17 protein-coding genes and 2 pseudogenes are annotated in these 12255 nt (G+C 69.5%); 4 read left to right on the forward strand and 15 right to left on the reverse strand.

From position 1 onward, the window contains the following. The first annotated feature begins 44 nt into the window (after positions 1-44). The 3 genes from ACGFZW_RS26080 to ACGFZW_RS26090 all read left to right on the forward strand — a co-directional run bounded on the left by ACGFZW_RS26080 (position 45) and on the right by ACGFZW_RS26090 (position 998). On the forward strand, positions 45-224 hold the full coding sequence (locus ACGFZW_RS26080) for a hypothetical protein (protein WP_393895835.1): 180 nt from the start codon (positions 45-47) through the stop codon (positions 222-224). 80 nt (positions 225-304) lie between these two features. Beyond that, positions 305-766, forward strand: coding sequence for a glycine-rich domain-containing protein (locus ACGFZW_RS26085; protein WP_393895650.1), 462 nt, complete (start codon positions 305-307; stop codon positions 764-766). A gap of 13 nt (positions 767-779) precedes the next feature. Then, complete coding sequence (locus tag ACGFZW_RS26090) at positions 780-998, forward strand: hypothetical protein (protein ID WP_393895651.1); 219 nt, start codon at positions 780-782, stop codon at positions 996-998. A gap of 193 nt (positions 999-1191) precedes the next feature. Here ACGFZW_RS26090 and ACGFZW_RS26095 read toward each other — a convergent pair whose 3' ends face one another. The 15 genes and pseudogenes from ACGFZW_RS26095 to ACGFZW_RS26165 form a co-directional block, all read right to left on the reverse strand. Continuing rightward, positions 1192-1410 (reverse strand): hypothetical protein, encoded by a 219-nt coding sequence (locus ACGFZW_RS26095; RefSeq protein WP_393895652.1) that lies wholly within the window; start codon positions 1408-1410, stop codon positions 1192-1194. 133 nt (positions 1411-1543) lie between these two features. Continuing rightward, positions 1544-1795: pseudogene (locus ACGFZW_RS26100) on the reverse strand (magnesium chelatase domain-containing protein); the annotation flags it as partial. Beyond that, positions 1795-2151: pseudogene (locus ACGFZW_RS26105) on the reverse strand (YraN family protein); the annotation flags it as partial. The pseudogenes ACGFZW_RS26105 and ACGFZW_RS26100, both read right to left, overlap by 1 nt. 823 nt (positions 2152-2974) lie before the next feature. Beyond that, positions 2975-3283: a DUF2469 domain-containing protein gene (locus ACGFZW_RS26110; protein ID WP_003980220.1), complete on the reverse strand. Its 309-nt coding sequence runs from the start codon at positions 3281-3283 to the stop codon at positions 2975-2977. 38 nt (positions 3284-3321) lie between these two features. Beyond that, positions 3322-3798: an NUDIX hydrolase gene (locus ACGFZW_RS26115; protein ID WP_393895836.1), complete on the reverse strand. Its 477-nt coding sequence runs from the start codon at positions 3796-3798 to the stop codon at positions 3322-3324. 112 nt (positions 3799-3910) lie between these two features. Then, complete coding sequence (gene lepB, locus ACGFZW_RS26120; protein ID WP_393895653.1) at positions 3911-4639, reverse strand: signal peptidase I; 729 nt, start codon at positions 4637-4639, stop codon at positions 3911-3913. Positions 4640-4693: 54 nt separating this feature from the next. Next, positions 4694-5629: a signal peptidase I gene (gene lepB / locus ACGFZW_RS26125; protein ID WP_393895654.1), complete on the reverse strand. Its 936-nt coding sequence runs from the start codon at positions 5627-5629 to the stop codon at positions 4694-4696. Continuing rightward, complete coding sequence (gene lepB, locus ACGFZW_RS26130; RefSeq protein ID WP_393895655.1) at positions 5562-6620, reverse strand: signal peptidase I; 1059 nt, start codon at positions 6618-6620, stop codon at positions 5562-5564. The genes lepB (ACGFZW_RS26125) and lepB (ACGFZW_RS26130) overlap by 68 nt, the downstream gene beginning before the upstream one ends. Continuing rightward, complete coding sequence (gene lepB, locus ACGFZW_RS26135; protein ID WP_393895656.1) at positions 6613-7377, reverse strand: signal peptidase I; 765 nt, start codon at positions 7375-7377, stop codon at positions 6613-6615. Before lepB (ACGFZW_RS26135) ends, lepB (ACGFZW_RS26130) begins: the two co-directional genes overlap by 8 nt. Before the next feature lie 96 nt (positions 7378-7473). Beyond that, positions 7474-7821, reverse strand: a complete 348-nt coding sequence (rplS, locus tag ACGFZW_RS26140) for a 50S ribosomal protein L19 (RefSeq protein ID WP_393895657.1) — start codon at positions 7819-7821, stop codon at positions 7474-7476. A 132-nt stretch (positions 7822-7953) separates the two neighbouring features. Continuing rightward, positions 7954-8763: a tRNA (guanosine(37)-N1)-methyltransferase TrmD gene (gene trmD, locus ACGFZW_RS26145; RefSeq protein ID WP_393895658.1), complete on the reverse strand. Its 810-nt coding sequence runs from the start codon at positions 8761-8763 to the stop codon at positions 7954-7956. Then, positions 8763-9308: a ribosome maturation factor RimM gene (gene rimM, locus ACGFZW_RS26150; protein ID WP_393895659.1), complete on the reverse strand. Its 546-nt coding sequence runs from the start codon at positions 9306-9308 to the stop codon at positions 8763-8765. The genes trmD and rimM overlap by 1 nt, the downstream gene beginning before the upstream one ends. 84 nt (positions 9309-9392) lie before the next feature. Further along, entirely contained in the window at positions 9393-9632 is a 240-nt protein-coding gene (locus ACGFZW_RS26155; protein ID WP_003980229.1) for an RNA-binding protein, read from the reverse strand. A 2-nt stretch (positions 9633-9634) separates the two neighbouring features. Then, complete coding sequence (rpsP, locus tag ACGFZW_RS26160; RefSeq protein WP_393895660.1) at positions 9635-10078, reverse strand: 30S ribosomal protein S16; 444 nt, start codon at positions 10076-10078, stop codon at positions 9635-9637. A 156-nt stretch (positions 10079-10234) separates the two neighbouring features. Then, positions 10235-10825, reverse strand: coding sequence for a hypothetical protein (locus ACGFZW_RS26165; RefSeq protein ID WP_393895661.1), 591 nt, complete (start codon positions 10823-10825; stop codon positions 10235-10237). A gap of 571 nt (positions 10826-11396) precedes the next feature. Here ACGFZW_RS26165 and ACGFZW_RS26170 point away from each other — a divergent pair. Then, positions 11397-12251 (forward strand): methyltransferase domain-containing protein, encoded by an 855-nt coding sequence (locus tag ACGFZW_RS26170; protein WP_393895662.1) that lies wholly within the window; start codon positions 11397-11399, stop codon positions 12249-12251. The last annotated feature ends 4 nt before the right edge of the window (positions 12252-12255 follow it).

The following is a 12255-nucleotide window of genomic DNA, read 5'->3' on the forward strand; positions in this document are numbered from 1 at the left end:
GCACCGTGGCCCGGGACGCTGGCAAGGGCCGTGTCGGGCTTGTCATGGGCCATGAGGGGCCGTACACGCAGCTCCGGCCACTTGCTGGCGGCCGGGAGTGGGATGCCACCCCGGAAGACGTGAAGGCTGCCGAGCGCAGCCAAATTCTGTTGGCGCTCATGGAGGAGACCCCCACGCGCGCCGACCAGCGGGGAGACGACGAGACCCCGCCGTCCACACCTTGAAGCTCTCATCCTGGCCGGACAAGCGGCCGGGCCGGGCCTCCGTCGAGAGGCACACCCACCTCAGCAATAGGGGAGAACCCATGCCGCAGTCTGCCCGATCGTTACTGACCGACGAACAGTTCCGCTCTGTCTGCTCCACTGTCACGGACGCCAACCCCGGTATGGCCGAGGACATGGCGGGACGCATCGTCGAGGAGGGCATCAAGTTCGTCGTCGCGTGCGCCCGCTTCCCCGGGGTCCCCATCGCCCCGTCCCGCATCGTTGACGAGGGCTGGCATGCGCTCATCCTGCACACTCACACCTACGCAGAGCTGTGCGCCCGGTACGGCGTGTTCGTGCACCACTTCCCCGGCTACGACGCCGGCAACTTCGCCGCCGAAGGTCTCGACCGCACCCGCGCCCTAATCGGGGAGGCCGGATACTCGGCCGATCCCGAGCTGTGGTCGTCGCCGGACAGTGAGCTGGTGTCCGTCGCCGCGAAATGCCAGCACAGCCCCAGCTGCGGACCGATCCGCCCCATGCCGAAGCCCGAGTGGCCGTGAGATGGTGGCGGGCATGACCGAGGATCAAGCGCTGATGGTGCAGAAATTCGCCCGGCTCCGTGGCCTCGACGCTGAGGCTGCGCCCCTCGACGATCCAACGGGCGAATGGCGTCTCTACCGTGATGGCGCCGACGTGACGGCGCAGGTTGTGGCGGCGCTCAAGGAAGCGTTTGCCCGACCCGATCCCGCACCCGTCCGGGGTTTCATCATCCCAACGGCCGCGAGTCGCTGACCAGCGGCCTGCGGCAACTCCGGCTACCATTCCAGTCCTCCGGCCCGTCCCCTCTCGGCAAGGGGCCATCGGAGACCCCCGTGGGCGCAGCCCCCCGTTTCCGCCCACAGCGAGCAAGCCACCCCCGTCCGGGGTGGCTTGCTCTTTGCCAGGTGTCCTGGGGTATCGAATTCTGCCGCGCGTAGCCACGCGATCACCGCCCCCACTTCCGCAGCAGCCTTTCCCGAATCTCGGGGTCGCCCTGGTCCGGGTGGTCGCGGAGGAAGGCCGTCAGCGTCGCCTCAGCGACCTGATCGATGGAGCGGCTGCGCCGCGCGGTGATCGGATCGCCGTCGGAGTTGCGGTTCATCCTGTCGAGCGACTCGATGAGCTGTCGTCGCCCCTGCTTCTTGATCTTCCGGTTGCTCGTCATCGCGGCTCACTTCTCGTGAGGTCCGAGGGGGCTCCAGGCCCTACCACCATCATCTCGCTCGTCCAACCCACTCGCCGGTTCGATCCCCCAGGCCGAGGTTCTTGGGCTGGTAAACCTGTCACAAGCGTCTCTAGGCGAGGTCGAATCCGCTGCCGCCTTTGGGGACGGATGCGGGGCTGAGGCCGACGGTGAGCTTCTTCTGTGGCCATTCGGCGCCGGAGTTCACCACCGCGGCGCGTACGCGGTCCTTGGACTCGACGAGGCTCTTGTCGGGCAATCCGACCAGGGTGAAGGCGGCGACCCCTGGTTCGAGGTCGGCCTGGACCTCGACCACGACGCCTTCGACTCCGACGAGGGCCACGGAACAGGTGCGGGCGAAGCCCATCACGCCACCCCCCGTGCGTGGTCGACGACCGGGGCGCCGCGGGCGGGGAGCAGGACGCCGACGACGTCGATGCGCACGCCGCCGGGCGGCGGTCCGCCGTGCCGCTCCAGCCAGCGCTCGGCCAGCAGGCGCAGGCGCTGGGTCTTCTCGGGACGGACGGCTGCCATGGGATGCTCGTACCAGCCGGCGCGGCGGGTCTTGACCTCGCAGATCACGAGGGCGTCGCCGTCGGTGGCCACAATGTCGATCTCTCCGTCGCGGCAGCGCCAGTTGCGATCCAGGATGCGCATGCCGGCCTGGATGAGGCATCGGGTGGCGAGGTCTTCGCCGTAGCGTCCGAGGGCTCGCCGAGCGTCTGGACGCTTGGGAGGGGCTGCGTGGGATTCGGTCGCGTCGGACGTGCCTGGTGGGGGCGATGTGCGTCCGTCGGCCTCGGGGCGGCGTGTCTTGGCGGTAGAGCGGCGCCCCGGGTTGGGGCCGGGCCCGTTGCGGGTATCGGGTGCCGGGTTCGTCCGCGCCTCGCCGTTGCCTCGGCGTCGGGTCCTGGGCCGGCCTCGGTCCCGCTCCCCCGGCGGCGTCTGGTTCCCTGGCGGTGGGCACCCGGCGGGCGTCGCTTCTCCGCCTACCGCTTCACCGCCTACCGCTCCGCCGCCGCTGCCCGGAGTCCCGCCGTCACCGGCCACTCCCCGGCCTAACGGCATCCCCCCGGGCCCGCGCCCCGACCCGTGACCGTGTCCCCCGGACCCGCGCCGTGATCCGTGACCGTGTCCCCCGGGCCCGTTCTCGTTCCGAGCCCCGCCGACCCCGTACCTACTCAACGGCCCGTACGCACTCGACGTCCCGTACGCAGTCGCCATCCGGTACGCGCTCGACGGCCCGTCCGGACCGGCTCCACATCCTGCGTCCTGTGCTCCACTGCCGGCCTGCCGGCCCGCCTGCATGGCGTTCATGCGGCACCACCTCCGGCACCGACTGTGAGGCCTTCACACTGAGCTGTTGGATCTTGGTGGATAACCCTTCAGCTGTGGATAACCCGGTCACCCACATCGGTGATCAGCGGCGCACGCGCAGCACAGCCGGCCTCCGGCAACCCGCCAGGGAGCCGACCAACCAGAAACAACGGACACCCGAACAGGCCGAGCCCAGCCCTCGGGCGGCCCTAGCCTTCGGCTCAGCCCCTCAGCTCCCCGGCAGATCGAGATCGCTCTTGTTGAGCTCCTCGATGTTCACGTCCTTGAACGTCAGTACGCGCACCTGCTTGACGAAGCGAGCCGGTCGGTACATGTCCCAGACCCAGGCGTCAGCCATCGAGACCTCGAAGAACACCTCGCCCTGTACCGAGTGCACCTGCATCTCGTAGTCATTGGTGAGGTAGAAACGTCGCTCGGTCTCGATCACGTACTTGAACAGCCCGACGACGTCGCGGTACTCCCGGTAGAGCTTCAGCTCCATCTCGGTCTCGTACTTCTCGAGGTCCTCGGCGCTCATGGCAGATCCCCTTCAGCCGTGCGTCCCCCTATTGTGCGTCAGACCCTCTCGGTCTCCAGGAGCACCGGCGCACCGGGGGGCCCTTCGTCGAGCAGCGTGCGCAGCAGCTCGGCGAGTCTGGTCGGATACACCGTCTCATGCGACGCGGACAGTTCCTCGAAAGTCCACCACCTCAGTCCCGAGACGCTGCGTCGCTCCAGGTCCGTCTGCCCCCTGGTGTCGGTCTCAGTCCGGTCCGTCCGCCCCAGGTAGTACCACTCGTCCTGCTCCCATTGACGTCCGTCGAAGGGGAATGAGCAGCGGCGTTTCCACAGGACGGGGCCGAGGGCTGCCCGGGTGATTCCGGTCTCCTCCGCGAGTTCGCGACGCGCCGCCTCTTCGCGGGTCTCCTTGCCTTCTACGCCGCCGCCCGGGGTGAACCACCAGGTCTCGGTGGGGCGGGCCGGTTCGAAGCCGTGCAGGAGCAGGATCCGGTCGTCGGGATCGAGCAGGACCACGCGGGAGACCTGGCGCACCTCGGTCTGCCGGCCTGCGACCGCCTCGTCGCGGCCGGCCGTCTCGTCCCGGTCGACTGCCTCGTCCTCGCCCTGGCCGGCTGCTGCCCCGCCCCCGGCCTTCTCGTCGCGATCAGCCACGGGTGCGGCTCTTGCGCCGGGTGAGGGGGCCGTGGGCGGCGCCGCCGAGGATCAGGACGGTGCCGGCGATGACCGCATAGGTGATGGGCCGCAGCGGGCCGGGCTGTGAGGTGCCGCCGGGCAGCTCGGAGAAGGCCTCCGGGCGGTTCATCATGCCGATGCTGCCGACCGGCCAGGCACGGGCGTCCACGCGGGCGCTGACGGCGCTGCGCGGCACGGAGCCGTGGTCGCCGTCCGTGAGGTGGACGCGGGAGTCGAGGGAGTCGCTGCGGTGGTCGCCGAGCAGGAAGAGCTGGCCGGTGGGGACCTTGGCCTTGAAGCCGGTGGGTGAGGCGGGCCCGTCGCTCTGCAGATACGGTTCCTCGACCGGAACGCCGTTGACGGTCAGGCGGCCTTCCTTGGTGCAGCAGGAGACCTTGTCGCCGCCGACGCCGACGACGCGCTTGACCATCGGCAGGTCGCCCCACACCGAGTCCTTGAAGACGACGACGTCGCCCCGGCGTATCTCGGAGCCGTCGACCCGTTCGGCCAGGACACGGGCCCCGGCCGAGATCGTCGGTGCCATCGAGTCGGTCGGAACCGTGTACGGGCGGTAGATCAGCGCCCCCCATACGAAGCCGCCCAGGAACAGCGCACAGCCGACGGCCACGGCCAGACCGGACAGCACACTGCCCGTGGTCCGGCCGCGGCCGTCGGTCCTGCGTTCCGTACTGCTGCTCATCCCAGCGCTCCCACCCCGCGGTACCGGCCCGCGTCGAAGATCTGGGACGGCACCCTACCTGGGGGTACGTTCCGTGGTCAGCCTCCTGCGGCGCCACAGCACGATCGGGACCGCCCCGACGAGCCCCAGCGCGGCCGGCGCCGCGGCCATCGACGTGTTGATCCCCGGCTGGTCGAAGGTGTCCGGGACCGGCAGCGTGGACCAGCGGTTGATGGGCCAGGCGATGGTGAAGGCGCGGCCTACGACCTCGTCCACCGAGACGGTGCCGTTGCCCTTGAGGTTCTGGTGGTAGCGGGAGTCGAGGGAGTCGTCCCGGTGATCGCCCATGACCCAGATCCGGTCCTTGGGGACGTGGATCGGGCCGAACTCCCGGTCGCCGCAGGGGGTGGCCCCGGGGAAGACGTAGGAGTCCTCCTTGAGTGCCTTGCCGTTGACCTTCACCGGGCCGGTGCCGTGGCACTCGACGGTGTCCCCACCGACCGCGATCACTCGCTTGATCAGGTCCTTCTCCTCGGCCGAGGGCATCAGACCGATGAAGCTGAGGACCTTTTGCACGGGGTTCGGCTCGGGGGTCGGTGCTTCGTTCAGCCAGCCGCCCGGGTCGTGGAAGACGACGACCTCGCCGCGCTCGGGCTTCGAGCCGAACCACGGTGTCAGTTTGTCGACCAGGACCCGGTCGCCGCGCTGCAGGGTGTCCTGCATGGAGTCGGACGGGATGGAGAACGCCTGCACCAGGAACGTTTTGATCAACAGCGCGAGGATCAGCGCGATACCGATGAGAATCGGTAGCTCTTTCCAGAAGGCGCGCGGCTTTTTCCCCGTCGTCATGCTGCCGCTCTCCTCCTCGGCCACCGACCGGTCCGTCGGTGATGACTGCTGCGCCTGCGACTGATGCACGGAACTCGTCGCCGCCCGCGGAATTTCACCGCGCCCCGCCGGCTCCTCGGGCTCTTCGGTTCCGGACCGCGCGCCGACCGCCAAGTCCCCCACATCTGCTCCTTACTCCACGCTCACGCCCGCCCGTCAACCGGTGCAGGCCCACCACTCCCATAACGAGCGGGAGTTCCGCAGGGGTCGGGAGTACGGCCAAAGTCTCGGAGGACACCCTATGTGGCGCACCGGCTCCGGACGCCCTGGCGCCCGGCGAGTCGTGCACGGTTGAGAAGGTGTCCGGCTCTTCGAGTTGCCGCCAGTGGCTGAACGGCCAGGCGATCACCACGGCGCGGCCGACGACATTTTCCTCCGAGACCGTGCCACGGTACGGCTCGTCGAGGTGGAAGCGCGAATCCGCGGAGTCGGAACGGTGGTCACCCATCACGAAGATCCGCCCGATGGGAACGTTCACGGTGAATTTCAGCGTGGAGGGCGGATTTCCGGGGTGGACGTACGGTTCGGTGAGTGGCTTGCCGTTGACCGTCACGCGGTTCTGCTTGTCGCAGCATTTGACGGTGTCGCCGCCCACGCCGACGACGCGTTTGATGAGGTCTTGTTCATCGGCGGACGGCAGCAGCCCGATGAAGGTCATGAATTCCTTGAACTGCTTCACGCCCGGTCCGTCTTCAGCGGTTTGCGCCTGCTCGCCCTTGAGCCAGCCTCCCGGGTCCTTGAAGACGACGACCTCGCCGCGCTCCGGCTTCGAGCCGAACCACGGCGTGAGTTTGTCGACCAGGACCCGGTCGCCGATTTTGATCGTCTGCTCCATGGAGCCCGACGGGATCACGAACGCCTGCACAAGGAAGGTCTTCAGCACCAGCGCGATGGCCAGCGCCACCCCGATGAGGATGGGGATTTCCTTGATGTAGGAGCGTTGCCTGCGGCGCTTGATGCGCTTCGCCTGCCGTCGTCGCTCGGCCCGTCCGCCGGTCGCCCGGTGGCCTCCACGGCCGTCTGCGGGCTCCCCGGACTCCGCGGGGGTTCCTTTGCCGTGGCGGGTTCCTGTGCTGTTCTGGTGCCCGTGACGGGGCCGCCCCCGATTACCCATGGGGGCCTGCCGGGGCCGGTATGCCGTCGAAGGCCCGCGGCCGGTCGAGGGTGGTCCAGCGACCCATGGGCCAGGTGATCCAGTCCGCCCGGCCGATCACCATGTCGACGGGGACGGTGCCGCCGCCCGCCTCACCGAGGTGGTCGCGGGAATCGCGGGATCTGGCACGGTGGTCGCCCATCACCCACAACTTCCCCTCCGGCACCTCGATGTCGAACTCCACCGAGGAAGGTGCGTTCCCCGGGTAGAGATAGCCCTCGGTCACGGGCTCACCGTTCACTTCGATCCGCCCCCGTTTGTCGCAGCAGGTCACACGGTCACCGCCGATCCCGATCACGCGCTTGACGTAGTCGGTCTCGGCGGGCCGGGCCAGGCCCAGCGCCGCGCCGGCACCGCGCAGCAGCGCCGTGACGGGATTCTCCCCCGGCTCGCTGTGAACGAAAGACCCCGTGCCGTCGAACACCACCACATCGCCGCGCCGCGGGTCGCCGCCGAAGCGGTACGCCAACTTGTTGACCAGCACCCGGTCGCCGATCCGCAGGGTGTTCTCCATGGAGGAGCTGGGGATCAGAAAGGGCTGCGCGACGAAGGCGCTGAGCAGCAGGAGGAAGGCCACGCACAGGGCGAGGAGGGTGACCGGCCGCTGCCGCATCCGGGCCGAGCGGGCCAGGAAACGCGCGGAGCGCGACCTCTGCTCCGGCCCCTGGTCGGGGGCGGGAGAGCGGTCGCGCTCCGAGAGCTGTGCGTCGTTGTCCATCGGGCCCTGAGCCTATCCGGCCGGGTCCGGACGTCGGACGTGAGCTTGGCTTTGCGTTGCCCCGGCGCAAAAAATCGCGGTCCGGGGCGGCACGACTCAGTTGTCGCGCTTCTCCTTGATCTTCGCGGCCTTGCCGCGGAGCTCACGGAGGAAGTACAGCTTGGCGCGACGGACGTCACCGCGGGTCACGACCTCGATCTTCTCGACGATCGGGGTGTGCACGGGGAAGGTGCGCTCCACGCCGACGGAGAAGCTGACCTTGCGGACCGTGAAGGTCTCGCGCACGCCGGCGCCCTGACGGCGGATGACAACGCCCTTGAACTGCTGCACACGGGAGCGGTTGCCCTCGATGACGCGGACGTGGACGTTGACGGTGTCACCCGGGCGGAAGGCCGGGACGTCGGTACGCAGCGACGCGGAGTCGACGGAGTCGAGAAGGTTCATGACCTACTGCTTTCTTCGCTGATGCCACAGGTCATCAACGGGATATCGGGATGATGTTTCGGATGCCGTTCCGTCGGGCGGGCGTCGTTCCCCCTGTGGCAGGGGCGCGCGCCGGACGCACACAGCAGCGGCCTATTGTTCCACGCCGTCACTCGTACGCCCAAATCGGCCGTCGTCACCGGCGGACCAGCCCAGCGCGGCGAGGATCGCGCGGTCGTGTTTGTCGAACGCGGCGGGGTCGGCACGCTCGATCAGGTCGGGGCGGTTGCGGTCGGTGCGGCGGAACGCCTCGTCGCGTCGCCAGCGGGCGATCTTGCCGTGGTGGCCGCTGACCAGGACATCGGGGATGCCGCGTCCGCGCCACTCCGGGGGCTTGGTGTAGACGGGGCCTTCCAGGAGGTCGGCCATAGCTCCGGGGGCGAAGGAGTCGTCCTGGTGGGAGGCGGCGTTGCCGAGGACGCCCGGCAGCAGGCGTGCGACCGCCTCGACCATGACCAGGACCGGGGCCTCGCCGCCGGCCAGGACGTAGTCGCCGATGGAGACCTCGCGGACGTCGAGGCGGGAGCCGTACTCCTCGATGACGCGGCGGTCGATGCCTTCGTAGCGGGCCGGGGTGAACACCAGCCAGGGCTTGGCGGAGAGTTCGACGGCGAGCTGCTGGGTGAAGGGCTCCCCGCTGGGGGTGGGCACGACGATCACCGGTTCGCCTTCCCCGGAGGCGAGCACCTCATCGAGCGCCTCACCCCATGGCTCGGGCTTCATGACCATGCCGGGGCCGCCGCCGTAGGGGGTGTCGTCGACGGTGTTGTGCTTGTCGTGCGCCCAGTTCCGCAGGTCGTGGATGCGGACGTCGAGCTGTCCGCGGGCACGGGCCTTGCCGACGAGGGAGACGTTCAGCGGTTCGAGGTATTCGGGGAAGATCGTGACGACGTCGAGCCGCATCAGGTGTCCTCGCGGCCGGCGGCGACCTCGGCCTGACTGTCGTCGAGGAGGCCGGGCGGCGGGTCGATGACGGCCCGCTGCTCCTCAAGGTCGATCTCCGGCACGATGTCGCTGACGAACGGGATCATGACCTCGCTGCCGTCGGGCCGCTTGACGATCAGCAGGTCCTGGTAGGGCAGGTGGGAGACCTCGGAGATGCGGCCGATGGCCGTGCCGTCGCGGGTGACGACGTCGAGGTCGACGAGCTGGTGGTCGTAGAACTCCTCGGGGTCCTCGGGGACTTCCTCGGGGTCGACCTCCGCGATCAGCAGGGTGTTGCGCAGCGCTTCGGCGGCCGTGCGGTCCTGGACGCCTTCGAAGCGCAGCAGCAGCCGGCCGCTGTGGACCCGGCCGGTCGCGATGGTGAGCGGTCCGACGGAGGAGGGTTCCGTGGCGAGGACGGCTCCGGGTGCGAGCCGCAGCTCGGGCTCGTCGGTGCGCACCTCTACGGTGACCTCGCCCTTGATGCCGTGGGCGCGGCCGATCCGTGCGACTACCAGCTGCACTATGGCTTTCCTTTTCTCATGCGGCGACGACAACGGGCCGGGGTGGGCCGTAGCCCTCCCCGGCCCGTGCCGGTGTATCGATGCTCAGCGGACCTGGTCCACGTCGACGAGGTCGACGCGGATGCCTCGGCCGCCGATGGCGCCCACGACGGTCCGCAGCGCGCGGGCGGTACGGCCGTTGCGGCCGATCACCTTGCCGAGGTCGTCGGGGTGCACCCGTACCTCGAGCACGCGCCCGCGACGCAGGGTGCGCGAAGCTACCTGCACGTCATCGGGGTTGTCGACGATGCCCTTGACGAGGTGCTCGAGGGCTTCCTCGAGCATGCTCAGGCCTCGGTCGACTCGGAGGTGGACTCGGCCTCAGCAGCCTCGTCCGCCTTCTTGTCAGCCTTCTTCGCCTTCGGGGTGATGGCCTCACCCTTGGGCTCGTCGCCGGAAGCCTTGGCGGCGGCCTCGAAGAGGGCGCGCTTGTCGGCCTTCGGCTCGGCGACCTTCATGGGCGCCGGGGCGGGCAGGCCCTTGAACTGCTGCCAGTCGCCGGTGACCTTGAGGATGGCCATGACGGGCTCGGTCGGCTGCGCGCCGACACCCAGCCAGTACTGGACACGCTCGGAGTTGACCTCGATGCGCGAGGGGTTCTGCACCGGGTGGTACAGGCCGATCTCCTCGATGGCCCGGCCGTCACGGCGGGTACGGGAGTCGGCGATGACGATGCGGTAGTGAGGCGCGCGGATCTTGCCCAGACGCTTCAGCTTGATCTTGACTGCCACGGAAGTGGTGTCTCCTGGTCTTGACGTGGTTGGGCACAACGGGATGCCACGTGGGGTTGCGGTACTCGGTATGCCCGATGGACGCGTCAGCCGGAGGAGAGAGGGGTCCTGTGCGACTGTCGAGTACAGCTAGCCATTGTGCCACACGCCCCGGGGTCAGCCGACCGCGGCCACCTCGGGGATACGGAAGGGCTTGCCGCAGCCGCCGCACACGATCGGCGCCTGGGCCAGCACCGAGGGGACGACCCGGACGTTGCGCCCGCAGTCGCAGACGGCTTTGACGCGGACGCCGCCTCCGGAGGAGCCGTGCCGGGCCGCGGGACCGCGGAAGCTGCGGGTGGTGTCGGTGGCCGTGGCGGCGGTGTGCGCCTTGAGGGCCCTGGCCAGTCGTTCGATGGTGGGGCGGTAGCGCCTTCTGGCTTCGGGGTTGAGCGTGACCAGGGAGAAGCCGCTGCTGGGATGCGGCTCGTCGACGTGGTCCAGGCCCAGCTCCTCCGCGATCGTCAGGAACCTGCGGTTGTGGTAGCGGCCTGCGCGGGAGGTGTCGCGGATGCCGCGGGCGGCGGCGATGCCGTGGACTGCCTCGTGGAGCAGCCTTTCGAAGGAGAGCTCCGCGCCACAGGCGGACGAGGACTCCCCGATGAGGGATTCGGGCGCGGCCAGATCCGGCAGCTCGGGGTGGTGCCGTTGAATATCGGCCCACGCGAGCGCCAGTTCGGCGGCGAGAACAGGCGGTGTCGTGCTCACGTCGTGACAACGAGCCGGGGAGGCCCAGTGTTCCGATTCCGGGGCATCCCAAATAATTTGCACGTACCAGTCAGTTTCTGGTCATGGGTTATGCCGAGGGCCGGGTGCGCCGATCTGCGGAGAAGGCGCCCAGCGGCTACCAAGCCGGTACGTACCCCCGCGTACGCCGCACGGCGTAGTGCGGTCGTATGCCCGGACGGCGATCACGGCCGCGATGGTACGGGTGATCTCCCGTGTCCGCGCGGCCGGGCCCGGGGGCGTGTTCTCCCGTGCGCCGTCGCGGACCGGGGCCGTATGCCCCACCGTAGGGGTACTCGGCGTGGGGTTCGGCGGCGGGAGGCGCAGGTGGCGGTCCTGCCGTGGCGAAACCCGGCGGGCCGGGGCACCCTGGAACGGCGCTCCAGGGAGCGGGCCCGGCGCATACGGGGGCGCGCGGGAGACAACACCGGCGCAACCCCTGGACGCCCGGACGGATGCGCAGTTGTCTGGAACTCGGGGGCGCACAACGCGCGAAAACGGGGGCGATCTGCACTGAACAGCTTCGGGTTCTCGGCGAATAGGGGCGCATTCGATGTCACCCACGCTCGTACGGCACGACCTTCCGAACTCCGGTCCCATGGGATCCGATGAGCTTCCCGCACCGACCGGCACCAAGGCGCGCGCCCGTGACTGGGCCGAGATCCAAGAACGCATGCTGGTGCCGCTGTACGAAGCCGCTTACGACCGTTTGGGGGTCGGTTCCGGCACCCGGCTGCTGGGGCTGGGGTGCGGTTCCGGCCTGGCGCTGCTGCTCGCCGCGGGGCGGGGGGCTCAGGTCAGCGGTGTCGATTCGGATGAGTGCCGGCTGGAGCTGGCCCGCGAGCGGCTCACGCCGGACGGTATGCCGGAGGTCACCCGGCTGGTCAGCGGCGGGCTGGAGGACGCGGCGGTGGACGAGGCGCCGTTCAATGTGGTGACGGCGTTCCATCCGGTGGGCTGTGTCAGCACCGTGCAGGGGCTCACGGATTCGCTGACGGCGGCTGCCGGGCTGGCGGAGCGCGGCAGCGCGATCGTGCTGGGCGGCTGGGGGCCGGAGGAGCGGTGTGCGACGGCCGGGGTGCTGCGGGTTGCGCAGCGGCTGGCCGAGCCGTTGCGGGCGGCGGGCGGTTGGCGGCCCAGTCGCCGGGACGATCTGGAGGACCTGGCGGAGCGTGCGGGGCTGCGGCCGGACGGTTCGGGCCGGGTGGCCTGCCCGTTCGGGTATGCGGATCTGGCGAGTGCGGTGCGTGGGTTGCTGTCGACGGGGCTGTTCGACGCGGCGCTGGAGGTCACCGAGCAGCGGCTGGTGGAGAAGGAGCTGGCGGAGGCGTTGCATCCGTATCAGCGGGCGGACCGGACGGTCTGGATGCCGAATGTGTTCCGGTATCTGATCGCGCGGACGCAGTAGCGGC

Origin of the sequence: Streptomyces sp. NPDC048248, assembly GCF_043201875.1 — a bacterium.
Taxonomy (GTDB): domain Bacteria; phylum Actinomycetota; class Actinomycetes; order Streptomycetales; family Streptomycetaceae; genus Streptomyces.

Excerpts from the sequence above, each read along its gene's own strand:
- ACGFZW_RS26155 (WP_003980229.1), bottom strand. The coding sequence starts at position 9,632 with ATGCTCGAGGAAGCCCTCGAGCACCTCGTCAAGGGCATCGTCGACAAC.
- trmD (WP_393895658.1), bottom strand. The coding sequence starts at position 8,763 with ATGCGGCTCGACGTCGTCACGATCTTCCCCGAATACCTCGAACCGCTG.
- ACGFZW_RS26095 (WP_393895652.1), bottom strand. The coding sequence starts at position 1,410 with ATGACGAGCAACCGGAAGATCAAGAAGCAGGGGCGACGACAGCTCATC.
- lepB (WP_393895655.1), bottom strand. The coding sequence starts at position 6,620 with ATGGGTAATCGGGGGCGGCCCCGTCACGGGCACCAGAACAGCACAGGA.
- ACGFZW_RS26090 (WP_393895651.1), top strand. The coding sequence starts at position 780 with ATGACCGAGGATCAAGCGCTGATGGTGCAGAAATTCGCCCGGCTCCGT.
- ACGFZW_RS26085 (WP_393895650.1), top strand. The coding sequence starts at position 305 with ATGCCGCAGTCTGCCCGATCGTTACTGACCGACGAACAGTTCCGCTCT.
- lepB (WP_393895656.1), bottom strand. The coding sequence starts at position 7,377 with ATGGACAACGACGCACAGCTCTCGGAGCGCGACCGCTCTCCCGCCCCC.
- rplS (WP_393895657.1), bottom strand. The coding sequence starts at position 7,821 with ATGAACCTTCTCGACTCCGTCGACTCCGCGTCGCTGCGTACCGACGTC.
- lepB (WP_393895653.1), bottom strand. The coding sequence starts at position 4,639 with ATGAGCAGCAGTACGGAACGCAGGACCGACGGCCGCGGCCGGACCACG.
- ACGFZW_RS26080 (WP_393895835.1), top strand. The coding sequence starts at position 45 with ATGGGCCATGAGGGGCCGTACACGCAGCTCCGGCCACTTGCTGGCGGC.
- ACGFZW_RS26110 (WP_003980220.1), bottom strand. The coding sequence starts at position 3,283 with ATGAGCGCCGAGGACCTCGAGAAGTACGAGACCGAGATGGAGCTGAAG.
- ACGFZW_RS26170 (WP_393895662.1), top strand. The coding sequence starts at position 11,397 with ATGTCACCCACGCTCGTACGGCACGACCTTCCGAACTCCGGTCCCATG.